Genomic DNA, 25,811 nt, shown 5'->3' on the forward strand with positions numbered 1-25,811 from the left:
ATATTGCAAAATGAATAATAAACGCCCTTCTGGCAAGCTATTTTTGAGACTGTTTATTTATTTTTGAAGGATATTCAATTTATCTGACGGGTTTCGATCTCGGAAGCGCCCTTTTCCTTAAATTCATCGGAACATATCGTAATAAAAGTGATATCATCGGTTTGTGTGGCCTGTCCGCAGTGCCGGTCGATATCGCTCAGTATAAGCCGCGTGATCTCTTTGGGATCGGCGTAGTTGCCGTTGTGAACCTGGCTGTTAAAAATGGCAATCAATCTTTCCAGCCCGTATTTCTCCGAGGTTCGGTTCATCGCCTCTGTTATGCCGTCGGAATATATAAACAATTTATCGCCCGCATTAATTTTTATCATGTGCTCGTCCAGTCTGTCAGCAAAGGCATTTTCACCCGAAAGCGGCAAACCAAGCGGGACGCCGGGTGGGTTCAAAAGCATGACCTCGCCTTTTTTCGGAGTCAGGTATATCAACGGGTTGTGACCCGCCGAAACAAAGTTCAGCTTCCTTGAATCGATACAATATACCGCCATAAATATGGTTATAAATATACCGGGCGGTATATCATCCTTGATATAACCATCAACCGCGGTGAGAATGTCCTTTGATGATCTTTTTCCTTTGGCCAGGATTCTGATGACGGTTCGAAGCACCGACATCACCAGCGAGGCCGGAATGCCCTTGCCGGCCACATCAGCCACGACCAGACAAAAATGCGTGTCATCAATGCGAAAGACATCATAAAGATCCCCGCTTATCCGGGAAGCGGCGCGATAGAATGCGTCCAGGCTCAAGCCCGGAATATTCGGCAGCTCTTTCGGCAAAAGTGTTTTCTGAATCTGCCCCGCCACTTCGATTTCCTTGGCTACCCGCTCTCTCTCGATAATGTTTTTCCGATCCCGGCGCAGACGACTCATCATCTCATTAAGCGCCTTGGAAATTTCGAAGTATTCCTCGACTCCCTCCAGCGGCAGTTCGGTTTCGATATCACCCGAACTAAACTTGCGAACCCTTTCGACTATGCGGACAATCGGGCTGACAAAATAATTGGACAGCAGATAAATTCCGCCCACGCCGAAAGCCAGACCGATGATGGTCAAAATAATAATCTTGCGGCGTTCGACATTTATCTGTTCGGCCAGCCTCCGGTCGGTGTAGGCAATATGAACCATGCCGATCCTTCGGCCGCCGTTGACAATGTTATGGCTCAAATGAATCAGCTTGCCTTGCTCCGTCTGATAGACCTGAGGGATGCCCACCTCGCCCACCGAAATGGCGGGCGGCCTAATATATTCCTGATGAAGATTCCTGATATCGCGCGAGTCGGCCAGGATATCGCCGAGGGTATCAACCAGAATTACCATATTCAGCTCGGGATTCGCCCGCACATAACTTCTGACAAGTTCATCGAATTCGACATCGGACCGCCGGTTAAGAATATACCCGCCGGCCTGGTCGGCGATGGTTTTGGACAGCGATGAAACCTTATCGGTCAGATGTTGATGAATATTCTTGGTGGTTCGATTGTCGATAAAAAGATAGGCCCCGGCGATAATTGTCAACATAATCAGGAAAGTATAGACCGAAAATTTGACCCTGATGGTAAACATCCGGCCCATAAACAACCGGGTCTTTTCCGGCTGATGCGAAATCAGCTTGGTCATGCGCAGTTCGTTGAAACCGGGCGTGGACAGGTATTCGACCGAATCCATAATCTTATTGATCATGTAAAACCCGAGCCCGCCCTTGCGGCCCGATTCCACCAGCTTCTTCAAATCGAGGCGTCCGGCGCTGTCGGGCTGAAATGAGCGGCCATGATCGATCAGGGAAAATATGACCCGTCGCTTGAAAACAACTATTCGGATTCGAATTGTCCCGGGCTCATATAAATAGGCATGACGGATTATATTGGTGATGCCTTCCTCAATGGCCAAAATGACGGCGTTGACATTCTTGCGCAACATGCCGGCATTGATACAGGTTTCCCTGACCATATCCTGAATGACCGGCAATGATTTCTCGCTGGCCTGGTATTCGCCGTTTATTTCTCTGACCGGTTTCCGGAACATGGTATTAATATTAATCTTTTAGCGGGTAATAACAACAAAAATTGCCCCGGTAAAAATAAGAAGTAATTATTCTTTGGACTGCAGGCGAAGTCTGGCCTGAGTAATATTATTCAGGGTTTGCTCGTTTCCGGGATAATATTTAAGGACCTCCTGCCAGAGTTCGATCGCGTTCTCATATTCGCCGCTGCGATAATATTCCAGCGCATTGAGGTATATCTTCCAGACATGTTCATCCTTTTCAAGCTCGGTCTGGCTGGAAGGTTTCTGGCGCAAGCCGCTGATTCTATTGAGATACTCATTGGCGACGATATTCCCCGGCGAGAGCTTCAGGACATTATTGAAATTCTGTTCGGCTGCCGTCAGACGGCCCAGATAAAAAGATTCGACTCCATCGCTGATCAGTCGCGCCATATTGACCGCCTTGCCGACCCGCCCTTTAAGCTCCTTGACCGCAACATCATCAGGGGACAACAGAAGTATTTTGTCGTAAGCCGAAATGGCATCGGTCAGACGGCCCGCTTTCTCCGCCGATTCGGCCTCGTTAAGCAGCTTGACGATACTGCTGTCGATGTCGGCCAAAAGACGCCGTTCAAGTCCGGCGAATCTTCGATCGGTATCATCCAGTTCCCGGGCCAGCCGGACGATATTCATTGCGGCAAGATATTCCTTGTTGGTCAACATTTCCCCGGCCTGAACATAGTAACCGTCGAGGATCGACCGCTTGAGCATTTCCTCGGTAACAACCGGCGTTTCCTGTTCCACCAGCTTGAGGCGAAGGCTCTTGATTTCATCAATTTTTTCCAATACATAGTGGTCGCCTTCACGATATGCCAGAGCCTTGTTATAAAATACAAAAGCTGAATCCTGATTGTCACGCTTCAGATACCAGTCGCCGCGGTCCTTGTAGTACTCGTACTGTTTGCGGCGATCATCCATAACAAGATAACTGCCGCGTGCATTCTGCAGGTCGATTTCACGCTCCAACTTCTCCTCGACCGACATTCCGAATTTGAGCGACAGGCCGATCCGGTGTGAGTCGGTAATGCCGTCCATAATCTTGTAAGCATAATCAAATCTGGCCCGGCCAAGAATGATCCCCAGCCCGAACGACAGATTGTCGCGGTCATAACCCATCCTGAAATCCATGCGGTCCGCGTAATTTGTCTCCATGCCGGCATGCAACTTTGCAGATCTTTCCTCCGGTATCTCCAAGCCGATATTAATACTGTGTTTGAAATCCTTAACCAGTGACAAATTCCGATATCCGATCCCTGCGATAACATTTCGCGGTTGCGTTTCCTGATCATTCTGCAGCCGAAGCCTCGGAGAGATAATGTCCTGAAACAGTAATCCGGCCGTCAATTCCCTGTAAACGGGCATGTACAATGATATATCCAGTCCGACCCCGTACGTGGAATTATTATCCATCGACTGGTTGACAATCTTCAGTGCCGATCCGAGATAAATATTCCCGCCCATTTTTCGGCCATATGCCAGCATCATCTGGGCAATATAATATCCGAAATCGCCGCTCTCATTCCAGTCAACCCGTTTGACGATGTCCTCGGTCCCGAGCCGCATCAGAGAGACACCGAAACCGCCCAGTCGAGGGTGCGGATAAACATAACCGGCGACATCATACATGGTCCCTTCAAAAAGCGCCGCATGCATGAAATTGAATTCCTGCTCATTCAAAAGCGCCAGCGCCGCCTGGTTCCAGAAAACGGCCGAAGCATCATCCGCGAGACCGACATAACCGCCCCCCATGCCAAGCGCGCGGACGCCCGACCCGATTGAAAATTGGGACTCATGCCCGGCATCACCCGCAAAGACCGGTACGACGATCATCACGGCCAGCAAGACTGCCGGCAAATATGTCCGCATCAGATACTTCATTTCAATACGGCGACTTTCAGTTTGACCGTTTTATCACTGTCGGCCGGTTTGAATAGCATGATGTAAATACCGTTGACCACCATCTTCCCTTCATCATTGGTCCCATCCCAACTGATATAATTCTGTCCCTCGGCCGCACCGCTCGATCCCGACGGCATCATCTTTTCATAAACTTTTTCGCCGGTAAGGGTATAGATTGTCAATACAACATCGGTGCTCCGTTCGAGGATATAGGCCACTTCGGCCGGACCTTCCTTGGGATTAAACGGGTTGTTGCGTGTCGTCAGCGAATTTTCCAGCCCCGGAACGGTAATGGCGAAATTACCGCCGATCCTGAAGCTGTCGGTTAGTTTCCCGCGGACCGGCACCGATTGGTTCGCCCTGGGCCCGGCTATAAAAACGGCCCGGATATCGCGGCTGTCGATTGACATGCTGAAACCACTGACCGAAATATCTTCGTTGAACCGGGCGCGGAAGGTGATTGTATCCTCCTCGCCGGGATATATGACATAATCGTCGTCGAAGACGACCCTCAGAAGATTCTCATCGGCAACACCGGCCGATATCATTTCATTATCCAGATAAAAACCGGATTCTTCGGGCGAAAGTAATTGATCCGGCGAAAGGGCCTGCCCGTCGCGGTCAGTCAACCGGATAATGATCGACCTGATGCCGACCGCATTGACCGGATTTTCGGTATTATTGAATAGCTCCAGCCGGAACAGTTCGCGGCTGCTTCCTTCGACAATTAGCGGCGAGCGCCCGACCACTCCGTTGACAACCAGCTCGGCAAAACTCGGCTCCACTTTTATGGTGAACGTTGTCGCTCCCGTTTTTATCAGCGCCGGCTGGCCGGTGTTTAAATCTATAGGGGGATCGGTAATCTTCAGCCTCATGTCAGCCTCGATTGCTTCCGAAGGTGCCGTCAGTCTGAATATGCCCGAGCTGTCGGTTTCGATTCGGATGGCTGATGAATCGGGAATGCCAAAATCAACCCCGTCCGTCAAGAGCGAAACCTCGCCTGATCCGGCCTTGGCTTCGCCGAGATTTTTCATCCTGGCAATGATATAAAACGGCTGATCAAAATCGACAATACCGTTGTACGCATCATGCAATTCGAACATTAGCGATATCTCGGCCGGTTTCTGGACTACCACCGCCACGGTATTATCCTCCGCCAGCAATATCGCCGCCCCGCCGGCCACAAGGACCGCTTTATATATCTTGATCGGTGTCGCCTGTGCCGGGGCCGTCAGATCAAGAACAAACTCGGACGTGGCATTCGGGAGAAGGTGCAAATCATCCGACCGGGCATATGTCTCCGACCCGTCCTCCGATTTGATAATAACCGAAACGCCCGATATTTCCGTCTCCGATAAATTCTCCACCCCGACCGAAATCGAAAAGGCTTGATTCTGATTAACATAAGGCGGATTAACGGTGATAAGATCGGCCGATGCCACCTTTATCCGGGGCATATCGGTGACATGAATCGTCTCGCCCTCGAAAGAAAGCCGGTCCGTTCTGGGATAATAAATCTCTTTGCCCTTCAGTACAAGAGCGGGTGCCAGGGTCATGTTCATCAGGCTGTCGGGAATATAAACCTCGCGGGTCATGATATGCGTGATTCCCGGAACCAACGGATATGCATTTAAAAGACAGGCATCGGCGATGAATATATCGTCAATATATAATTCAAATCGGGATTGGCAGGGATCCAGCAATATTGTCGTAAAACCATCCAGACCGATATTAAATTCAAATATCTGTCCCGCTCCCGCACCGGCAATAACCGGGGATAATGTCCCCGACTGGTACGAGACAACGGATGGATAAGCGACAAAGACAGAGTCAAAATTATCGAGCGGCCTTATTGAATAGGATGTCTCCCCCGTGTGTATATAGCCTTCGATCCTCAAATTACGGTAGCCGTCCGGCATATTGTCCCACCAGCGATAATCCGGGACATCCAATCCGTATAAGCTGACGGTGAGAATATTCCCGTCAAGTGAATAGCCGCTCTCATCGGGAAACAGCATCCGCCAGACATCTTCCGATTCGACCAATAATTCCACCTTGAACCAGGATGATGAATAATCTGGACACTCAGGCAAACGAAGCTTTAATGACAATGAACCGAGAATCGATGGCGCCAGAAGCGAATCGACCGTCAGGGAGTTTTCTATATATTCGATATCCAGTTGCCCGATTACATCAACCGGGCTTGTTACAATAGTGCGCACTGTTATAGCGTCGCCGTCATAGAGATATTGCGCCTCCATGACAATAATTATGGTATCTGTACTGAGCGCTCCAAGTCCATCCGTAATTAAATGGGCTGCGAAGCTGGTCGAATCTCCGGGTATTATGGTCTCCAGGTTCTGTTCTTTCAGGCAGGGCTCCAGGCATGAGGCAAAATAAGAGGTGTAAATTATCGGCTCCTGTGGCGCCAGATTCCCATCGTTGAGAGCGAGGGCGCTGAAAACGATGGGGACACCTTGGTGAATATATATCCGGGAGGGAAAACCACCAACCGGATGGAAAGTTATTCCGTTAAATACACATAATGCAATATTCGAAGTTACATCACCGGAGAAACATGACATGCTTATATCGCCGGCAGGCCCGGAATATACTATATTTCTCTCTATAAGATTTGCAATGCCGCCAATAAAGTCATCAACACTTTCCAGAATGCTCGGATTCAATTCCCCCTCATCGACCATCAAAGTCACCGGTGACTGCGAGACATCGAAATCAGTCTTGATATTGCCATATTTATCAAACGCGGTAATTTCCGCAACGCCAATAAGCGGATTGCCGACAAACTGCGTTTCGCTTATATCCAGTGCCAGATCACCCAGATTAGCGGGCAAAACGTCAAAGGTTATTTCTTTTTCGATTGACCCGAAGGTCGCTTTTAAAATAGCCGCGCCGGTCCTGTACAAATACTGGTTCGACTCACCCGACCCGTTCTGAACCACGATCGGATTTACAACCGGCTCGAAGCCGTCCGGTGAGGAGCCGCCTTCGATTAACGTCATCATAATCAACCCGTTTGCCGGGTCACCGTTCTGATCGACAGCATTGACCGCTCTCACCACAAACGGTTTGCCCGCCATAACGGAGGCATCATACTCGAGATCAAACGAAGCAATCGTCCCGCCGCCCACCAGGATCATGACCGGCTGGCTGCTGATGGTTCCGTCGGTAACAGCCAGGGTCTGCTGCCCGGCCGTCATCAACTGAAAGCGGCTTCCGGGGAAAGTATGCTGCCCGGCATCAATGATAGTGAACTGATAACGATTGGTCTCATCATACGTGAATTGCGCCATCGGATCGCTTGATGTAAAATATACCTGACCGACATAGTCGCTCTTGATATTATTGAAGGCGTCATAGACGAAAACCATCACCGGCGAGGGAAAAATCTCACCGGCTGTAACGATAGGAGGATATTCGGTAACGGCAAGACGCGCCGGATCGCCCGGCCCGACTGTTATCAGCCCCGATTCGGCAAATAACTCTTCATAAGTTACCACAACTTTACCGGTCCCGACCGTGGTCGCAAACAGATTTCCGTTTGAAATGATGCCGATATTATCATATTGATCCGATAATGACCATTGGTAGTCAAGATTCCAAATTCTGTTGCCGAAACGGTCGATGGCCACAGCCTCGAAAAGCTGATTGGTCCCGGCTTTTAGCGTGAGAGCACTGTCCGGATAAATATTTAGGCTGATCGGCTGGTCCGGGAATATTTCAAAAATTTCGGAAAAACCGGGGCCGGCCTCGACCCGAAACCATTTGTTGAATATAAGCCCGGCCACTCTATATGAACCGGCAATCTTTGGATTCTTTATGGAAATAAATTTTAACGAGATGACAGTACCTTCGGGAGGCGAAATGCCCCATTTGAAAAATATGACTATGCTGCTTCCGAAAATATAGGCCCGCCGAATTTCGAGATCGTATCCCTCAAAATCATCAGAATAGATAATATCGACAATTCGATTCAGACCGAAGCCAATAGGAAAGGCGAAAGCCACGCCACCCAGTTTGGGAACACCGACACTCGGCAGGGTCAGATCAATAGTGTACTCCGTGAGGCTGTCCACCAGTCCTGATTCCGGGGTTACGACCATCAGGGGAATATCGGGACAAAGAACAGTCGCTTTTTCTCCGACAAATTCGCCTTCGCCGTCCCAGAAATTGAGCCCCTGAAGTGAATCAGGAAGGCCAAATTCTATTTCGACCGAATTTCCCGAAAGCGGAAATGCCCAAAAAAGGAGAAACAGGACTATAAATGTTAGTTTATCAGTTCTCATACCAATCTTCTATAACTGAATTAAAAAAAGCAAAGCGGATGCCCCAAATGGGTTTTCGGATAAGATTTTCAATCTATTTTTCCCGGCCTGATCGAGGGCGGAAAAATATTCACAAGCCAATAATAGTCAACAACATAACAATGGGAAATAATTTCTTATCGGAGGTAAGGTGGAAGCGCCGAAAAGCAGAATTTCAAAAAAACATAATAATGAAATTTATAGTGCATGTCGTTGCCGTTTTTGCGCAACAATATGCAATCAGGCCTTGCTCATTCTTTCGGCCTTGGCCTCGGCCGACTGCACCGTATTCGTCAATAACATGGTGATCGTCATCGGCCCGACCCCTCCCGGAACCGGCGTTATGTGCGAGGCTTTTTTGCTGCAGGCGGCAAAATCGACATCACCGACCACGCGATAACCTTTGTCGGCAGAAGCATCGTCAACCCGATTAATCCCCACATCGATGATGACCGCGCCTTCTTTGACCATATCCGCCTTGACAAATTCCGCTTTTCCGATGGCCGCGATCAGAATATCCGCCCGGCGGCAGACTTCTTCCAGATTGGCCGTTCTTGAATGACAGAAAGTCACGGTGGCATTGGCCATTTTTGCCTTTTGCATCAGCATGACACCGATCGGTTTGCCCACGATATTCGACCGGCCGAGAACAACCACTTCCCTGCCCGACGGATCAATATCATAGCGCCGCATTAACTCGACAATACCATATGGCGTGCATGACAGGAAGGTCGGATGCCCCAGTAGCATCATGCCGACATTATGCGGATGAAAACCGTCCACATCCTTGGCCGGATCTATCCGCAGAGTAATCGCCATCTCGTCGATATGGCCCGGCAGCGGCAATTGCACCAGGATGCCGTCGATATCGTCACGATGATTCAGGTCATCGACGATACCGGCCAGCTCTTTCTGAGAGATATCGGCCGGCCGGATCATTACTTCGGAAAAGATGCCGATCTTTTCACAGGCTTTGGCCTTGCTGCGGACATATATCTGCGACGCCGGGTTCTCGCCCACCAAAACGGCGGCCAGCCCGGGCGTAATACCCTTATCCCTGAGCCGGTCAACGCGCAGCTTCAATTCTTCCTTTATTTCATTGGAGATTATTTTTCCGTCAATGATTTTTGCTTCCATGGCTCCCTCATTCATCTAATAAATCCGAATCATTGGCCCCGCTGTAGTCGATCTTGAACCGTTCGATTGCCTCGGCCGCCCCATCGGCGGTGCTGATCGAAATTAGGACCCCGCTGATTTTGACATCGTCTTTGGCGCACGAAAACCGTTTCGGCATCCCGGTCAGGAATCTGTCCAGCGACGGCGTCTTGGCCATCCCGATAATCGAATCATGAGGCCCGGTCATGCCGACATCGGTAATATAAGCGGTGCCCCGTTCCGAAACCGACTCATCGGCGGTCTGGACATGTGTATGCGTTCCGATAATCCCGGACACCCGGCCATCGAGATAATAAGCCAGCGCCTGCTTTTCGGAAGTGACTTCAGCATGGAAATCGATGATGATGATGTCGGTCGATTCCCTGATTATCTTCAATTCGCGATCCGCCACATGAAAGGGGCAGTCGATATCCTTCATATAGGTGCGTCCCATCAGATTGAGCACCCCAATCTTAATTCCGTCGGCTTCGCCGATATAATGCCCGAAACCGGGACAGCCGGCCGGAAAATTAGCCGGGCGAATTAATTTCGGCTGCTCATCCAGATACTTCAGGATATCCATCCGGTCCCAGATATGATTGCCCGATGTCTGGCAGTCAACCCCATACGAAAAAATTTTTCTGGACATCTCGGGCGTAATCCCGAAACCACCGGCGGCATTTTCGATATTCGCAACCACAAAATCGGCCGCGAATTTCTCCTTAAGATTCCTACACATTTGCGAGACGACAAAGCGCCCCGGTTTGCCGACCAGGTCGGCAAAGAACAAAATTTTTATATGAGACTTCATAACTTCCTATTTGGCAAATTCAGTCGCCCTTGATTCTCTGATGACCGTCACCTTGATCTGACCGGGATACTCCATCTCCTGCTCGATTTTCTTGGCCAGATCGCCGGCAAGAATGGACGCCGCCAGATCGTCGACTGTTTCACATTCCACGATGACCCGCACTTCACGGCCCGCCTGTATAGCAAACGCCTTCGCCACACCCTTAAACGAATCAGCCAGTTCTTCCAGTTTTTCCAGACGCTTGATATAGGCTTCGAGCGGTTCTCTCCGGGCGCCGGGACGGGCCCCTGAGATGGCGTCGGCCGCCTGCACCAGCACCGAGTACACTGTCTCCTGAATAATGTCGCCGTGATGCGACGCCACGGCGTTAATAACCACCGGATCTTCATTATAACGGCTCAGAAAATTGCCGCCGATCTCGGTATGCGTCCCTTCGGTCTCACGGTCGATGGCCTTTCCGATATCGTGCAGAAGCGCCGCGCGCTTGGCAAGATTGGGATCAAGGCTCAGTTCGGCGGCCATCAGACCGGCCAATATCGCAACTTCCTTGGAATGCTGCAGCACATTCTGGCCGTAAGAGCTGCGGTAATTGAGCTTGCCCAGAAGCTTGATTATGTCGAGATGCAGCCCCTGGACACCGACATCAAAACAGGCCTGCTCGCCGATCTCACGGACAATCATCTCCATCTCTTTTTCGGTCTTGGCAACCACTTCTTCGATGCGGGTGGGATGAATCCGCCCGTCGGCAATCAACTTCTCCAGTGACATCCGCGCTATTTCACGCCGGATAGGATCATAACCGGAGAGAATCACCGCTTCCGGCGTATCATCGACAATAACATCAATTCCGGTGGCGGTCTCAAAAGAGCGAATATTGCGGCCCTCGCGCCCAATAATACGCCCCTTCATTTCCTCATTGGGAAGGTTGACAACCGAAACGGTCGATTCCACCGCATGGTCAGCGGCGCATCGATAAATGGCCTGGATGATAATTTCGCGGGCTTCCTTCTCGGCATTGCGCTCGGCATTGTCTTTTATTTCCTTGATTTTGGCGGCAGCCTCGATTTTGGCGATGCCGATCAAATTTTCCTTCAGCTCCTGCTTGGCCTCTTCAGCAGTCATTCCGGCAATCCGCTCCAGCCGCTCATTCTGGGCCTGAAGCATCTTCTCAAGTTCCTGTTCTCGAAGCGTAATGCCCTTTTCGCGGCCGGTGATGGTCCGCTCGCGATAGGTTACCTCTTTTTCCTTCTTATTAATCGACTCCAGCCTTCGATCGACCGAAGTCTCTTTATCGGACAATCTTCTTTCGGTTTTCTGAATTTCATTTCTTTTATTCTGAAGCTCCCGCTCATAATTGGATTTGACGCCGTACCATTCCTCCTTCGCCTCCAGAAGAGCTTCCTTTTTCTTTATCTCTGCTTCCTTGCCGGCCTCGGCAATCAGCTTTTTGGCGGTCTCCTCGGCGCCGGTAATTTTTTTGTCGCCGATACGGCGCAAGATCATCCAGGCTACGCCAAAGGCCACCAGTCCTGATACCAATGCAACAAGTACTAACAAAATGATATCATTCATACGTCCTCCTCGCCCCTTACAAAAAGGAGCCATCTATGTGCAAAGAATTAATGATATGGAAGGAGAAATAGATTGACGGACGGATAATAATTTTATTCGGAATCCGGCAGGGTGCTGTCAAGCAACTCCAGCAGGTTTTTCGCCTTGATTTCGGCCTCGTCCAACTCGCCCTTGTTTTTTTCCTTTAATTCAAGCAGTTCGCCGGCAAAATTCAGGGCCGCCAAAACCGCTATCTTCTGGGGCGATCGGTTCTTTGAGCGAAGCGCGATATCGCGCATATTTCTATCAACATATTCGGCCACACGAAGAATGTAATCCGGATCGGCATGACCGCGTATGGGATATTCCTCACCAAATATGACCACTTTTACAACCTGTTCTTTATTAGAAATATCAGGCATTTTAAACTATTATCCTCTGGTCCTAAAAATCTCTTCTTCTTATATCACTAAATAATTTATATCAAATCGTCTAATAAACAAAACTTATAATTCTCAATTTCCTTTGTCAAGAACATTAAACGGGTCAGAATTGTTCAAGCGAACCAAGCTTATCAAGAATATTGCCGAGCTTGTTCTTCATTTTTTCAGACCGCTCAGACTCATTTTTCTCAATTTCCGTCAATTTCGTTTCCGATTCCGTCAACTGGGTCTTGAGCCGAATGTTCTCTTCTTTCAAATTTTTATTCTCGCCGGACAGCTTCTCAATCAGAGTGACCGCCCTGTTAATCTTTTCCTCAAGCTTTTCGAGCGTATCCATTTAACCTTAACCTTCTCTAATCTCAACATTAAAGCATTTCTTTAAATGATCGGCAATCTTGTTGTGCAAGTCAATAACTTCCTTGTTCTCAAGATTACCTTTGTCTGAGCGGTAAACCATGGCGAAAGCCAGTGATTTTTTGCCTTCGGGAACCTGTTTACCCCGATAAAGATCAAACAATCTGACATCCTCCAGCAACGGCCCGCCCGCCCTGCGAATCTCCGCCATTATGTCGCCCATTCTGATTTCATCGTCAACCACCATGGCCATATCTTTGGGCGACGCCGGATAGCGTGGCAACGGCTTGAAACTGCTTATGTCGCCGCGCAAATTCATAATTTTATCGAATTCGAACAGGGCCGTATAAACATTTTGCTTTATATCAAAGGCCTTCGCAATATCGGGACGAATCATCCCGGCGTGGCCCAGAATTATCTCATTGTGCCGCAGCACGAATGACAGCCCCTCCACATAAAGGCCGCTGTCGTTCGCCACGAATTCAAATTGTGGCAGCCTGCAGCCCAATATCAGGGCGTCAACCGCACCCTTTAAATCATAAAACTCATATTGTCTGGGCTTGGCATACCAGTCGGCCGAAGTTGACCCACTTATCGCCATACCCAATTGTTCCATTTCTTGATGCGGCTCCCCGGGCAGAAAGCCCTTGCCGAGTTCAAACAGCCGCAGGTCAATATTGCGCCGGGATAAATTATGCGAAATTGATTTCAAGAGCGAATATATAACACTATTCTGCAATACCGATAAATCTTCCGCTATTGGATTTAAAATCTGTAATTGGGGCTGATCACCGGTTATCTGGGCCAGAAGTCTCGCATCAGCCAATCCCGAGCTATATGTCTCATCAAAACCCTGCCCGGTCATAACATGCCTGACACCGGCCCGAAATAAATCATCGATCCGGGTCGCGGCCACCAGCGGCCCCGAATTCCTGTCGATAAACGGAATCGATTCATAACCCTCGATCCGAATAATCTCTTCAATCAAATCAACTTCACGCGTTACATCGGTCGCATGAGTCGGTGCCAGCACTTTAAGTGTTTCTTCACCAGACACAGTATATTCCAAGTCCCGCAATATCTTAACCATGCGCTCCACAGGAATCATAGTTCCCAGAAAGGCATTGACGCGTTCCGGTCGCAGCTCAATCTCAACCGGGTTAATCTTTTTCGCGTAACAATCAACAATACCGGCAAGCACCTCCCCACCGGCATATTTATTCATCAAATAGGCCGCCCGATTGATCGCGGCCGGAACCACATTAGGGTCGGCCCCTTTCTCGAATCGGGTCGAGGATTCCGAAATCAGTCCCAGCTTTATCCGGCTCTTTCGAATCGTAATCGGGTTGAAATAAGCCGCCTCAAGAAGAATGTCGGTGGTCTTCTCGGATACCTCCGTCTCCAGCCCGCCCATGACTCCTGCCGCCGCAACACCCTTTTCCCCATCAGTAATCAAAAGAATGTAAGGGTCAAGCACATGCGGTTTTCCGTCAAGCGTCGTGAATTCTTCCGCTTCTTGCGCCCGCCTGACCAGAATTTCCTTCCGGTCGAACAAATTGTAATCGAAAGCGTGAAGCGGGTGGCCGTATTCCATCATTACCAGATTGGTGATATCGACCACATTCGAAATCGGTCGAATACCGCACAATATCAATTTTCGCTTAATCCACCAGGGTGACGGCCCGATTTTGACATTACGGATTACTCTGGCCGCATAGCGCGGACAGGCATCGGGATCATCTATCGAAACTTTTATAAAATCAGCCGTTTTTTCGGCCGCTTCTTCCAGAGTGTATTCCGGTCTTTTTAATTTCGTTCCGGCCAGGCAGGCGCAGTCGCGCGCCACCCCTATGGCCGACAGCATATCCGGCCGGTTGGGTGTTAAGTCGAGTTCTATTACCGGATCCTGCAGGTTTAAATAATCGAGCGCCGGCGCACCGATGGGGGCGTCGTCATCTAGAACAATGATACCGTTGTGATCATCACTGATTCCCAGCTCCCGCTCGGAACAAATCATACCATTGGATTCGACACCACGCAGCTTGGCCTTCTTTATCTTGAAGCCTTCCTTTAGAACGGCGCCGATTTTGGCCAGCACCACTTTCTGACCGCTGGCGGCATTGGGCGCGCCGCAGACGACCTGAAGCTTCTCGTCACCGGAATCCACAATCGCCTTCTTCAGGTGATCGGTTCCCTCGATCGGCTCCAGTTCCACTATTTTTCCAATACAGATATTATCAAACTCCGAACCAAACAGCCTTTCGACCTCGGCTTCGGCGCCGCTCAGGGTCAGCCTGTTGGCCAGTTCCTCGGCCGACCACGGAATGTCGGCCAACTCTTTAATCCAGCTGTAGGGAACCTGCATTATATGAATTGCCTTATAAAGCGAATGTCATTTTCGTAAAACAGCCTGATATCATTGATCCCGTATTTAAGCATGGCGATGCGTTCGACACCGATGCCGAAGGCATAGCCACTGTATTTTTCGGGATCGATTCCGGCTATCTTAAGCACGTTGGGATCAATCATGCCGGCGCCGAGTATTTCGAGCCAGCCGGTATATTTGCACAGTTGACACCCTTCACCTCGACACAGGAAACAGGAAATATCGACTTCGACCGACGGCTCGGTAAAGGGAAAGAAGCTGGGCCGGAAACGAAGGTTTAATCCCTTGCCGAAGAAATCCCGACAGAAAGCGACCAGGACCCCTTTCAGGTCGGCCATGGTCACACCCTCATCGACCAGAAAACCGTCAACCTGATGAAAAACGCAGTATGACCGGGTCGATATTTCTTCGTTGCGGTAAGTCTTGCCGGGTGTAATCACTTTGACCGGGGGCGTGCAGGTCTCCAGGACCCGCGCCTGAACCGGGGTCGTGTGCGTCCGCAAAACCAGATTATTTCCCTCAACGTAAAAAGTATCCTGCATATCACGGGCGGGATGATCGGGCGGAAAATTCAGCGCCTCAAAATTATAATAATCGGTCTCGATTTCGGGGCCGCGCTCGATGGCAAAGCCCATGCCGTGAAAGGTGCGGCACATATCTTCGATGACCTGTGTGATCGGATGAATCGCTCCCAGACGCTGGGCGATCCCTGGTAGAGTCGGATCGATGCCCGCCTTGACTTTTGAAAGGCTGTATTTATCCAGGGCCTGCTTGATCTGCTGTTCAAGCTCCGTCTTCAATATATTGGCTTCGGCCCCGATAGTTTTTCTCTGGTCAATGGGAAGATCTTTTAAGGATTTTAAAACAGACGTAATGACGCCTTTACGACCGAGATATTTAATATTGATATTATTCAGGTCGTCTTGAGATGAAGCCGAAGAGATGGCGGCCATGGCCTCGGCTTTTATGGCGTCAAGATCTTTTAATCCGGACATAGCCAGCCTCGGAATCAGCCGGCCTTGGCCATATCCACCAGGCGGCCGAAAGTGGCACCGTCAGTAGCGGCGATATCCGCCAAAGCCTTGCGATCCAGACCGATACCGGCCTTCTTGAGACCGCTGACAAACATGGAATAATTCATCCCATGTTGCTTGACGGCGGCGGAGATACGGACAATCCAGAGACTGCGGAATTCGCGCTTTTTGTTTCTGCGATCCCGATAAGCATATGTCATCCCTTTGTGAACCGTCTCCAGTGCCGTCCGATACAGTCTTGACCTGGCTCCGTAATTTCCGCGGGCTTTTTTAAGAACTTTTTTATGTCTTCTATGCGCGGCTACATTGTTCATTGCGCGTGGCATTTCTCTACTCCTGATCCAAATAATTAATCATTCAGTTTAATAAGGAATCATTTTCTTCACGCGTCCGGCATCGACATCGCTCACCAGACCCGACTTGCGAAGATTCCTTTTCCGCTTCGGCGATTTCTTTGTCAAAATATGCGAATGATAAGCCTTTTTCCGCTTGATCTTACCCGTCGCCGTCTTCTTGAACCGCTTGGCTGCTGACCGGTTGGTCTTGATCTTTGGCATTTTCGGTCCTCTTCTGTTTTGCTTTCACATTCTGTAGTTTTGGGTTCAGAACCATCGTCAGTCGTCGCCCTTCCAACTTCGGTTCCTGGCCAATTGTGCAAATTTCCTGCAGGTCCTCTACGACTCTGTCTAAAATCTTTCTTCCCAGTTCGATACGGGCCATCTCGCGCCCGGTATACATGACAAATACCTTTACTTTGCTTCCCTGCTCAAGAAACTCGCGAACATGCCGGGTCTTAAATTGATAATCATGCTCGTCGGTCTTGGGGCGATACCGCATTGCCCTCATCTGTACCGTGTGCTGCTTCTTCTTGGCCTGCTTCTCCTTCTTGGCCTGCTGGTACTTGAATTTGCCGAAATCCATGATTCGGCAAACCGGCGGCTGACCATTAGGAGCTATTTCGACCAGATCAAGATTCACGGCACGGGCCCTGGCCAACGCTTCATTTACAGGTAATATACCAATTTGTTCACCGTTCTGGTCAATGACTCTGATCGGCGTCGAGGTAATCCTCTCGTTAACCCGCACCCGGTCTGTCTTCTTCTTTATATTATCCTCCCTTTACAACAATTTCGACTGCAAAGCTTTTTCGTCTCGTTCGGCTTTCATTAATTCAATCAGAGCTTCCAACTTAAAAGTCCCCTTATCCCCGATGCCGTGAAGTCTGACCGAAACGGAGCCGCTTTCTTTTTCCTTGGCCCCTATTATAAGCATATACGGGATTTTCTGCAACTCCGATTCTCTAATCTTATGTCCAATTTTTTCGGAACGGGAATCCAATTCCGCCCGAAATCCGCTCTTTTTGAGAATCTCCTGAATCTCCCGCCCGTAGTCGTTGAAATCATCCGTTATGGGCAGAATCTTTGCCTGAACCGGCGCCAGCCAGAGCGGGAATTTGCCCGCATAATGCTCGATCAAAACACCGAAAAAGCGCTCAATCGAGCCCAGCAGGGCCCGGTGAATCATAAACGGCCGTTTTAATTTACCGTCTTTGTCCGCATAGCTCATCTCAAATCTGTCCGGCAGAGAGAAATCGAATTGAATCGTCGAACACTGCCAGCTCCGGCCGAGAGCATCCTTTATCTTTATGTCTATCTTGGGCCCGTAAAAAGCGCCCCCGCCCTGATCGACAGCGTATTTCAGACCCAGAATATCAAGGGCCCGTCTTAAGCCGTTTTCGGCCTTGACCCAGTCCTCCGGGTCGCCGATGGCATTTTCCGGCCGGGTTGACAGATAAATATCGTACTCCTGGAATTTGAATGGATCCAGAATATGCAGGCAGAACTTGATCAGCCAGACCAATTCGTCTTCCATCCCCTCGGGGGAGACAAAATGGTGGGCGTCATCCTGCGTAAAACCGCGCACCCGCATCAAACCATGCAGCACGCCCGGCATCTCATAACGATAAACCGTACCCAGTTCCGCCCACCGCAACGGCAGGTCGCGGTAACTCCATCGCCGCGACTTATACATCATAATATGGAACGGGCAATTCATCGGCTTGAGCTGGTATTTTTCCTCGTCAACGAGAACCGGCTGATACATATTTTCGACATAATGGTCGGTATGCCCTGAGCGGTGCCATAAATCAAGATTCGCTATATGCGGCGTAAAAACCAGTTCATAGCCGTTTTTCAGATGCTCTTCGCGCCAGAAATTCTCGATTTCGTTTCTGATTATCGCCCCTTTGGGAAGCCACATCACCAGCCCGGCACCGACTTCATTGGTGATATGGAACAATTCCAGCTGCTTGCCAAGCATCCGGTGATCGCGCTTTTTGGCTTCCTCCTGGCGATAAAGAAAATCGTCCAGCATGCTTTTCTTGGGATACGAAACCCCGTAAATACGCTGCAGCATCGTTTTCTTCTCATCGCCGCGCCAGTAGGCGCCCGATGACGCCAGCAATTTGAAAGCCTTGACGATTCCGGTATTCGGAATATGCGGCCCGCGGCAAAGGTCCTCGAATGAAGAATGTTTATAAACCGTCACCCGGTCGTCCAGAATATCCTCTTCGAGCATCTCCACTTTATAGGTCTCGTGCTCTTTTCTATATTTATCGAGCATCGCCTTCCGATCAGTCTCGACCCGCTCGAATTCGGCATTCTCTTTTATTATTTCCTGGACACGCTTCTCTATCTTCTCAAGATCTTCCGGCGAGAACGGTTTTTCCACCTCAAAATCATAGTAGAAACCTTCCTCGATCGGCGGCCCGATGGCCAGCTTGACCTTGGGGAACAGCTCGGTCACTGCCTGGGCCATGATATGAGCCGAGGAATGCCAGAAGACAAATTTTCCCTCCGGCGAATCGAAAGTAAGCACCTCGATCGGCGCGTCCTCCTCGATCTTACAGGATAGATCGCGCATATGGCCATTGACCCTCACCGCCAAAGCCTCCTTGGCCAGGCGCGGCGATATCGACTTGGCGATCTCAAGGCCGGTTACACCCCTGGCAAAAGCCTTCTCCGATCCGTCCGGAAATTTTATTTTAACTTCACTCATGTCTATACATCTAATAACTATAAGCGGGCATAAACCGGATTAGTTCCGATCTATGTCCCGCCAGAAAATGGTGGGCGATACTGGAATCGAACCAGTGACCTCTTGCATGTCAAGCAAGCACTCTAACCAACTGAGCTAATCGCCCTCTCCTTATCGTCTTATTCAATCTCTTTGCAATTCTTGCAAGCCTTAACAATATATATATTTATCGATTCTGTCAAGGAAAATATTAGCCGCCGCCAAACTCTTTGCGTCTTATATACGCGCTATTTGAAACCGTAATTTGATAAAGAGCGGCCGGAAATGCCGATAAAACATTTGGGGAAACGGTCGTAGCGAATTATATTGAAACGAGAAGATATGTCCGACTGATTACTGCCGTTTGACACTGGAAAAAAATCTGACCTATGAAAATTTGCGCAAAAACAGTCTTTTATCTGCTTATTGCCCTTCCGGCCCTATTTTTATGCCCCTCCGCCCATGGCCAGGGTTCGATTTTCGGCACTGTGACCAGCTCCAATCTATCGGTTCCCGACAGCGGCCAGATTCTGTTTATCGGATATCTTGACGGCACGGATGATGAAATCCACCTCGAGAGCTGCATTGGCGCCGGTTATGATGCCGGCAATTGGTTCGATGATTTTCAGAATTACCTGACAGAATCTCCCGGCAATCCCTATAATTATCACTTCTTTAATATCGCCAACCTTGAAGCCGCCGGTCTTTCCGATCTTATTCCCGACAATTCCTTTCAGCAGGAAAATATTCAGCTCGAAATTATTTCATGGCCCCCGGCCCCGGCCGGATTCGCCGGCGAGGCCCGGACCGATTCGACTGTCTATCTGCACTGGACAGCCTCGGAAAATACTTCTTATCGTGTCTATCGCCGAACGGCACCGTCGGGCGGTTCCTTTTTCCGTATCGATGATCCCGCCGGCTCTCTTTTAAATTCAGGTGTTTCGGACAGCTTTTATATCGACAGCCTGGTGGATAATATCTCCAACTATGACTATGTCCTGATTCCTGTCGAATCCGGCGTCATCGGAGCCCATTCCGCGATATTGACACTCGATTCCGACCCCGGGCTTTTTATCTGCGGCGATTCCGATCACAGCAGCGCCCTGAACCTGCTGGACATCCTTTATGTAATAAATTTTCTGTACAAATGGGGACCCGAACCGGACCCGTTTAATTCGGCTGATGTGGATGGCCGACCCGGCCTCAACATGCTCGATATTACTTATCTGATAAAATACCTATATAAACAGGGGCCCGCACCCACCTGCCCCGAATAGGATAAGATCCCGGTATATCATCCCGATTTTACAGGCACGCCATCATAGATAAGGGGGCCTTCTATTTCCCCCGCCCGAATAAGTTCAATATAATCGTTAGAATTACCGACAAAACAAGACTGGTAACGATCGGAAAGTAGATATGCATGTTTCCTTTTTTGAAATGCAAATCACCCGGAAGTTTACCCAGGAATGGAATTCTGTCATAAAACAGGAGAATTGATCCGGCAAGGATTACCATCGCGCCGAATATAACCAGGAGTTTCCCCAATTGATTTACAGGCATTGACAATTCATCCTTCACCAACAACGACCGGTCGACCGGGCATCCCTATCCCTCCAATGACAAGATTTTTTCGGTTCATGATCTCCCTCCGTCTCAACATTTCAGGATTTTATCGACCATAATAATCGATTATTCTGATTTTGGAATTTATTTGACAATTGTCCTGATTATAATACCGGGGCATACCGCTAAGGTCAAGGGAAATAAACGGATCGGCAAAATCTTGATTTTGCCGTTTTATCTTGACGATCCGGGCAAAAAAGACTTGCCTGACCGCAACAATTGCATATATTTAGCGAATAGTTTGTTACTTTTTTCACATATTTTAAGGTTGTTTAATATGGCTTTAAATAGAATAGTGGTGGTCGGAGCGGGAGTCATGGGACAGGGCATTGCCGAGGCTATCGCCACGACCGGAACCGACGTCATTCTGCTCGATCGTACCGCCAAACTGGCGGAAAAAGGAATCGAGCGAATCGGTGAAAATATCGATCATGAGATCGATAAATGGGGGCTCACGTTATCGGATAAGAAAGCTATCCTGTCACGCATCGTTCCTTCGACCGACCTTCAGGTCGCCAAGCTGGCCGACCTGATTGTCGAGGCCATCCCGGAAAAACTGCGGCAAAAACGCGAACTGTTCCAGCGGCTCGATGATCTTTGCCCCGAGGAAACTGTTTTCATCACCAACACCTCTACCCTGTCCATCACCGAACTGGCTTCCGTGACCAACCGCGAAGATCGTGTGATCGGGATGCATTTCCTTAGTCCGGTCCCGAAAATCCCGGTCATAGAAATCGTCCGGGGATTGAAGACATCCGACAACACCTATGAAATTGCGCGCCAGTTTGCCGATCATCTCGGCAAAACCCCGGTGCAGGTCTATGAATACCCCGGCTATGTTACGACGCGCGTAATCATGCCCCTGCTGAACGAAGCCATGCATGTGCTGATGGAAGGTGTCGCCACTGCCGAGGACATCGATACCGCCATGAAGCTCGGCTTCGGTTTCACCGTCGGCCCGCTGGCCTTGGCCGATATGATGGGACTCGACGTGGTCATGTCCCAGATGGAAAACCTGCTCGAGGAACTTTCCGAGCATAAATACAATCCCTGTCCCCTGCTTCGCAAAATGGTTCGGGCCGGCTATCTCGGCGTAAAGACAGGACAGGGTTTCTTTAAGTACGACAAGGAAGGCAATCGCATCAAAGGCGAAACGCCTTTTGTGGACGCAGAGCGGGGTCAAGTATGAACATCCTGGTCATAAATTGCGGATCATCGTCGGTCAAATATCAGTTCTTCGACATGGACAAAAAAACGGCGGTCGCCAAAGGACTGGTGGAACGCATAGGCATGTCCGGCGCGGTTCTGACTCACCGCCCTCATGGGCGCGACGAGGTCAAAGTTACCGGCGAAATTCTGGATCATATAATTGCCATTCAATACGTTATTTCAATTTTGACATCCGAAAATCATGGCGTCATCAAGGATGTCTCGGAGATTCATGCGGTCGGACACCGCGTGGTTCACGGCGGCGAAAGATTTACTTCTTCGGCCCTGATTACCAATGAGGTCATGAAGGAGCTGCGCAGCCTGATCGACCTGGCCCCGCTGCATAATCCCCATAATATCACCGGCATCAAGGCCTGCATGGCCAACCTTCCAGGCATCCCGCAGGTCAGCGTCTTCGACACCGCCTTCCATCACAAGATGCCGCCCATGGCCTATATCTATGGCTTGCCGTACGTCATGTACAAAAAATATTCGATTCGCCGTTACGGCTTTCATGGAACCTCGCACAGCTATGTTTCCGAAAGATGCGCCGAATTGATGGGCAAGCCTCGTGAACAACTTAAACTAATCACCTGTCATCTCGGCAACGGCGCTTCCATAACCGCCATCAAGAACGGCATTTCGATCGACACCTCGATGGGCTTCACGCCTCTCGAGGGCCTGTTAATGGGCACCCGCACCGGCGATATGGATCCGGCCGTTATCCTGCATATCATGGGACGTGAGGAATTAACGCTTCATGAAGCCAATACTCTTATGAACAAACATTCCGGCCTGATCGGAATCTCCGGCATCTCTTCCGATATGCGGGAAATCGAATCCAATGCCGTCAAAGGTCAGGGCAATGCCAAACTCGCCCTTGACATATACTGCTATCGTCTGCGTAAATACATTGGGGCCTATTCGGCCGCCATGGGCGGACTTGACGCCGTCATTTTCACCGGCGGTGTCGGCGAAAATTCGGCCACCGTCCGCAAAATGACCTGTGAGGAGCTTAAATATCTCGGCATTGAACTGGATGAAGAAGTCAATGCCGCCGCCCAAGGGAAAGAAATCGACATTTCATCGAGGAACTCAAGAGTAAGAACGCTTGTTATTCCTACTAATGAGGAGTTGGTTATTGCCCGGGATACTGAGGAAATTGTAGAGAAACTGAGCAATAAATAGTTTTAATAATTAGCAAGGAGTACAATTGTTCAAGATTCTTGACAAACGGGAACTGTGTGAAAAAGTCCACCAGTTCAGGATCGAGGCCCCGCATCTTGTGAAGAAGGCCAAAGCCGGGCAATTCGTGATTCTTCGCAAAGATGAATTGGGCGAACGGGTTCCGATGTCAATCGGGGGATTGGACAGGGAAAACGGAATTTTGACTATTGTCATTCAGGAAGTCGGCAAAACTTCGGCCGCGATGAATCGCATGAAGACCGGCGATTATTTTACCGATGTCGTCGGCCCGCTGGGGTTGCCGTCACATGTCGAAAAATTCGGCCACTGCGTCTGTATCGGAGGCGGTGTCGGCATTCCGCCGATTTACCCCATTGCCCAGACCCTTAAAGAAGCCGGCAATCAGGTAACTACCATAATCGGTGCCCGCACCAGGGACCTTCTCATCTTTGAAAAGGAGCTGACCGAGGCCTCGCATGAACTCAAAATTTCCACTGATGACGGCTCTTTCGGTACTCATGGTTTCGTCACGACCATTCTTCAGAAAATGATCGATGATGGCGAAAAAATCGAAATGGTCATTGCCATCGGGCCGGTCCCGATGATGAAAGCGGTCTGCAAGACCACGCTTGAACCCAAAATAAAGACCTTCGTTAGTCTTAATCCCGTTATGGTTGACGGTACCGGTATGTGCGGCGCCTGCCGTGTTACGGTTGGCGGCAAAACCAAGTTTGCCTGTGTTGACGGGCCGGATTTCGACGGACATGAAGTCGATTTTGATGAAATGACCAAGCGGTTGAAGATGTATGCCCGGTTCGAGAAAATTTCTTATGAGAAATTTCTCGATGAAGAAAAATGCCGACTCGGCAAGCAAGTCAAAACCATGAAGCAATAAACCTGGATGATATCATGTCAGAATATAAAAAGAAAGAGCCACTGGAAAAAAAGGCAAGGCTGACTGTTTCCCGGCAGCCGATGCCGGAACAGAAACCGGAAGAACGGGTCAAAAATTTCCTGGAAGTCCCGCATGGCTTGACGCCGGAGCTGGCCCAGATCGAAGCCTCGCGCTGCCTTGACTGCAAGAAACCGCTCTGCGTCGCCGGATGCCCGGTCGAAGTCGATATCCCCGGATTTATAAAACTGGTCATGGAGGGTGACTTCTCCGGTGCGGCCCGAAAAATAAAAGAAACCAATGCCCTGCCCGCCATCTGTGGACGTGTCTGCCCGCAGGAAGAGCAATGCGAGCAGGTTTGCGTTCTCACCAAAAAATACATACCGGTCGCCATCGGCAACCTCGAACGCTTTGTCGCAGATTGGGAGCGTATGCATGGTACGGTTGAGGTTCCCAAATTACCGCCGTCAACCGGCAAGAAAATAGCCGTCATCGGTTCCGGCCCGGCCGGACTGACCGTCGCCGCCGACCTGGCCCTGATGGGTCACAAGGTGACTATTTTCGAAGCGCTCCACAAACCGGGCGGCGTGCTTATCTACGGCATTCCCGAATTCCGTCTGCCCAAGGTGATTGTGGCATCCGAGGTCGATTATCTCAAGAAAATGGGGGTCGAGGTCAAGACCAGCTATGTCGTCGGCAAACTCGACACGGTTGATGAGCTTATGACCGAGATGGGTTTCGATGCCGTCTTTATCGGCACCGGCGCCGGTCTGCCCAACTTCATGAAGATCGAGGGCGAAAATCTCAACGGCATTTATTCGGCCAACGAATTTTTGACGCGCTCCAACCTGATGGCCGCTTATGATTTTCCGAATCACGACACGCCCATTTTCGCCGGCAAGAATGTCGCCGTCCTCGGCGGCGGTAACACCGCCATGGACTCGGTCCGGACTTCCCTCCGTCTCGGCGCCGAAAATGGTTATATCATCTATCGCCGCAGCCGCAATGAAATGCCGGCCAGAAAAGATGAGATTCATCACGCCGAACAGGAAGGTGTCCAGTTTAAGTTCCTCACCAACCCGGTCAAATACATCGGCGATGAAAACGGCTGGGTGAAGGCGATGGAGTGTATCGAGATGGAACTGGGTGAGCCGGATGCCTCCGGACGCCGCCGCCCGGTCCCGAAGGAAGGCTCCAATTTTGTCATCCCGGTCGATACGGTTGTCGTAGCGGTCGGCAACTCTTCCAACCCGCTCATTCCTCAGACGACTCCCGGTCTGGAGACCAACAAGTGGGGCAATATCCAGGTCGATCCCAAGACCATGATGACCTCCCGGCCCGGTTTATTCGCCGGAGGCGATATTGTAACCGGTGGCGCCACGGTGATTCTGGCAGCGGGCGCCGGCAAAGTCGCGGCCCGCGGTATTCATAAGTACGTTATGGGCATCCCCTTCGAAACGGGCGAAGAAGAGAAAAAAGACGAAGCTAAAGCAGCCGCGAAGAAATAGAGCTAATACTGCAATGCACTATGTAACCGCCGGGCATCTCCCCGGCGGTTTTTTTATCGCAACTTTTATCAACCCCGCAAAACCCGTGATCCACGGTGGGCGACAGACTCTACCGCCGGCCTCATATTACTGTGGGCGGCAGATGTCCACATCTGCCCCATTTTTGTCATTCCCGCGAAGGCGGGAAGGTGGATTCACATTTGAAGTGCAACAATTGCTCTAAAAATACTTCAGACGGTGTTTGAAAGTCCAGACATTTTCT

The 25,811-nt window shown here is 50.0% G+C and carries 20 protein-coding genes and 1 tRNA gene; 5 read left to right on the plus strand and 16 right to left on the minus strand.

What is annotated here, in order from left to right:
- Positions 1-74: 74 nt before the first annotated feature.
- From CVT49_09330 to CVT49_09400, 15 genes are all read right to left on the minus strand, one after another.
- Complete coding sequence (locus tag CVT49_09330; protein PKK83291.1) at positions 75-2,078, minus strand: hypothetical protein; 2,004 nt, start codon at positions 2,076-2,078, stop codon at positions 75-77.
- A gap of 66 nt (positions 2,079-2,144) precedes the next feature.
- Positions 2,145-3,974, minus strand: a complete 1,830-nt coding sequence (locus CVT49_09335; GenBank protein ID PKK83292.1) for a hypothetical protein — start codon at positions 3,972-3,974, stop codon at positions 2,145-2,147.
- Entirely contained in the window at positions 3,971-8,302 is a 4,332-nt protein-coding gene (locus tag CVT49_09340) for a hypothetical protein (GenBank protein PKK83293.1), read from the minus strand. The genes CVT49_09335 and CVT49_09340 overlap by 4 nt, the downstream gene beginning before the upstream one ends.
- A 258-nt stretch (positions 8,303-8,560) precedes the next feature.
- Entirely contained in the window at positions 8,561-9,457 is an 897-nt protein-coding gene (locus tag CVT49_09345) for a bifunctional methylenetetrahydrofolate dehydrogenase/methenyltetrahydrofolate cyclohydrolase FolD (protein ID PKK83310.1), read from the minus strand.
- Positions 9,458-9,464: 7 nt separating this feature from the next.
- Positions 9,465-10,286 carry a TIGR00282 family metallophosphoesterase gene (locus tag CVT49_09350; GenBank protein ID PKK83294.1) on the minus strand — a complete coding sequence of 274 codons (822 nt, stop codon included), beginning with the start codon at positions 10,284-10,286 and terminating at the stop codon, positions 9,465-9,467.
- 6 nt (positions 10,287-10,292) lie between these two features.
- Entirely contained in the window at positions 10,293-11,858 is a 1,566-nt protein-coding gene (gene rny, locus CVT49_09355) for a ribonuclease Y (GenBank protein ID PKK83295.1), read from the minus strand.
- Between the two features lie 92 nt (positions 11,859-11,950).
- On the minus strand, positions 11,951-12,259 hold the full coding sequence (locus CVT49_09360) for a cell division protein ZapA (protein PKK83296.1): 309 nt from the start codon (positions 12,257-12,259) through the stop codon (positions 11,951-11,953).
- Positions 12,260-12,383: 124 nt separating this feature from the next.
- Complete coding sequence (locus tag CVT49_09365) at positions 12,384-12,617, minus strand: hypothetical protein (GenBank protein PKK83297.1); 234 nt, start codon at positions 12,615-12,617, stop codon at positions 12,384-12,386.
- A gap of 6 nt (positions 12,618-12,623) precedes the next feature.
- Entirely contained in the window at positions 12,624-14,999 is a 2,376-nt protein-coding gene (locus CVT49_09370; GenBank protein ID PKK83298.1) for a phenylalanine--tRNA ligase subunit beta, read from the minus strand.
- Positions 14,999-16,015, minus strand: coding sequence for a phenylalanine--tRNA ligase subunit alpha (locus tag CVT49_09375; protein ID PKK83299.1), 1,017 nt, complete (start codon positions 16,013-16,015; stop codon positions 14,999-15,001). Before CVT49_09375 ends, CVT49_09370 begins: the two co-directional genes overlap by 1 nt.
- 14 nt (positions 16,016-16,029) lie before the next feature.
- On the minus strand, positions 16,030-16,380 hold the full coding sequence (locus CVT49_09380) for a 50S ribosomal protein L20 (protein ID PKK83300.1): 351 nt from the start codon (positions 16,378-16,380) through the stop codon (positions 16,030-16,032).
- Positions 16,381-16,416: 36 nt separating this feature from the next.
- Entirely contained in the window at positions 16,417-16,611 is a 195-nt protein-coding gene (locus tag CVT49_09385; protein PKK83301.1) for a 50S ribosomal protein L35, read from the minus strand.
- Positions 16,550-17,161 carry a translation initiation factor IF-3 gene (locus CVT49_09390; GenBank protein PKK83302.1) on the minus strand — a complete coding sequence of 204 codons (612 nt, stop codon included), beginning with the start codon at positions 17,159-17,161 and terminating at the stop codon, positions 16,550-16,552. The genes CVT49_09385 and CVT49_09390 overlap by 62 nt, the downstream gene beginning before the upstream one ends.
- A 12-nt stretch (positions 17,162-17,173) precedes the next feature.
- Complete coding sequence (locus tag CVT49_09395; GenBank protein ID PKK83303.1) at positions 17,174-19,111, minus strand: threonine--tRNA ligase; 1,938 nt, start codon at positions 19,109-19,111, stop codon at positions 17,174-17,176.
- Between the two features lie 68 nt (positions 19,112-19,179).
- Positions 19,180-19,256, minus strand: a tRNA-Val gene (locus CVT49_09400).
- 262 nt (positions 19,257-19,518) lie between these two features.
- Here CVT49_09400 and CVT49_09405 point away from each other — a divergent pair.
- On the plus strand, positions 19,519-20,406 hold the full coding sequence (locus tag CVT49_09405; protein PKK83304.1) for a hypothetical protein: 888 nt from the start codon (positions 19,519-19,521) through the stop codon (positions 20,404-20,406).
- Between the two features lie 61 nt (positions 20,407-20,467).
- On the opposite strand, the gene CVT49_09410 is transcribed toward CVT49_09405, so the two are convergent.
- Entirely contained in the window at positions 20,468-20,692 is a 225-nt protein-coding gene (locus CVT49_09410; GenBank protein PKK83305.1) for a DUF2905 domain-containing protein, read from the minus strand.
- A 340-nt stretch (positions 20,693-21,032) separates the two neighbouring features.
- Between CVT49_09410 and CVT49_09415 the strand changes: the two genes are divergently transcribed.
- Genes CVT49_09415 through gltA form a run of 4 tightly spaced genes read left to right on the plus strand, consistent with a single transcriptional unit; the run spans position 21,033 to position 25,549 of the window.
- Positions 21,033-21,944: a 3-hydroxybutyryl-CoA dehydrogenase gene (locus CVT49_09415; GenBank protein ID PKK83311.1), complete on the plus strand. Its 912-nt coding sequence runs from the start codon at positions 21,033-21,035 to the stop codon at positions 21,942-21,944.
- A complete protein-coding gene (locus CVT49_09420; GenBank protein PKK83306.1) occupies positions 21,941-23,152 on the plus strand; it encodes an acetate kinase in 1,212 nt (403 codons plus the stop codon). Before CVT49_09415 ends, CVT49_09420 begins: the two co-directional genes overlap by 4 nt.
- 25 nt (positions 23,153-23,177) lie before the next feature.
- Positions 23,178-24,044 carry a ferredoxin-NADP reductase gene (locus tag CVT49_09425; GenBank protein PKK83307.1) on the plus strand — a complete coding sequence of 289 codons (867 nt, stop codon included), beginning with the start codon at positions 23,178-23,180 and terminating at the stop codon, positions 24,042-24,044.
- Positions 24,045-24,058: 14 nt separating this feature from the next.
- On the plus strand, positions 24,059-25,549 hold the full coding sequence (gltA, locus tag CVT49_09430; protein PKK83308.1) for a glutamate synthase (NADPH), homotetrameric: 1,491 nt from the start codon (positions 24,059-24,061) through the stop codon (positions 25,547-25,549).
- The last annotated feature ends 262 nt before the right edge of the window (positions 25,550-25,811 follow it).

It is taken from the genome of candidate division Zixibacteria bacterium HGW-Zixibacteria-1 (genome assembly GCA_002838945.1).
Classification (GTDB): Bacteria; Zixibacteria; MSB-5A5; order GN15; family PGXB01; genus PGXB01.

Bases quoted from the DNA above. Each gene is read 5' to 3' on its own strand.
- CVT49_09395 (PKK83303.1), bottom strand. From the start codon at position 19,111: ATGAGTGAAGTTAAAATAAAATTTCCGGACGGATCGGAGAAGGCTTTT.
- CVT49_09415 (PKK83311.1), top strand. From the start codon at position 21,033: ATGGCTTTAAATAGAATAGTGGTGGTCGGAGCGGGAGTCATGGGACAG.
- CVT49_09350 (PKK83294.1), bottom strand. From the start codon at position 10,286: ATGAAGTCTCATATAAAAATTTTGTTCTTTGCCGACCTGGTCGGCAAA.
- CVT49_09420 (PKK83306.1), top strand. From the start codon at position 21,941: ATGAACATCCTGGTCATAAATTGCGGATCATCGTCGGTCAAATATCAG.
- CVT49_09410 (PKK83305.1), bottom strand. From the start codon at position 20,692: ATGCCTGTAAATCAATTGGGGAAACTCCTGGTTATATTCGGCGCGATG.
- CVT49_09380 (PKK83300.1), bottom strand. From the start codon at position 16,380: ATGCCACGCGCAATGAACAATGTAGCCGCGCATAGAAGACATAAAAAA.
- CVT49_09375 (PKK83299.1), bottom strand. From the start codon at position 16,015: ATGTCCGGATTAAAAGATCTTGACGCCATAAAAGCCGAGGCCATGGCC.
- CVT49_09330 (PKK83291.1), bottom strand. From the start codon at position 2,078: ATGTTCCGGAAACCGGTCAGAGAAATAAACGGCGAATACCAGGCCAGC.
- CVT49_09345 (PKK83310.1), bottom strand. From the start codon at position 9,457: ATGGAAGCAAAAATCATTGACGGAAAAATAATCTCCAATGAAATAAAG.
- gltA (PKK83308.1), top strand. From the start codon at position 24,059: ATGTCAGAATATAAAAAGAAAGAGCCACTGGAAAAAAAGGCAAGGCTG.
- CVT49_09385 (PKK83301.1), bottom strand. From the start codon at position 16,611: ATGCCAAAGATCAAGACCAACCGGTCAGCAGCCAAGCGGTTCAAGAAG.
- CVT49_09365 (PKK83297.1), bottom strand. From the start codon at position 12,617: ATGGATACGCTCGAAAAGCTTGAGGAAAAGATTAACAGGGCGGTCACT.
- CVT49_09340 (PKK83293.1), bottom strand. From the start codon at position 8,302: ATGAGAACTGATAAACTAACATTTATAGTCCTGTTTCTCCTTTTTTGG.
- rny (PKK83295.1), bottom strand. From the start codon at position 11,858: ATGAATGATATCATTTTGTTAGTACTTGTTGCATTGGTATCAGGACTG.
- CVT49_09405 (PKK83304.1), top strand. From the start codon at position 19,519: ATGAAAATTTGCGCAAAAACAGTCTTTTATCTGCTTATTGCCCTTCCG.
- CVT49_09335 (PKK83292.1), bottom strand. From the start codon at position 3,974: ATGAAGTATCTGATGCGGACATATTTGCCGGCAGTCTTGCTGGCCGTG.
- CVT49_09370 (PKK83298.1), bottom strand. From the start codon at position 14,999: ATGCAGGTTCCCTACAGCTGGATTAAAGAGTTGGCCGACATTCCGTGG.
- CVT49_09360 (PKK83296.1), bottom strand. From the start codon at position 12,259: ATGCCTGATATTTCTAATAAAGAACAGGTTGTAAAAGTGGTCATATTT.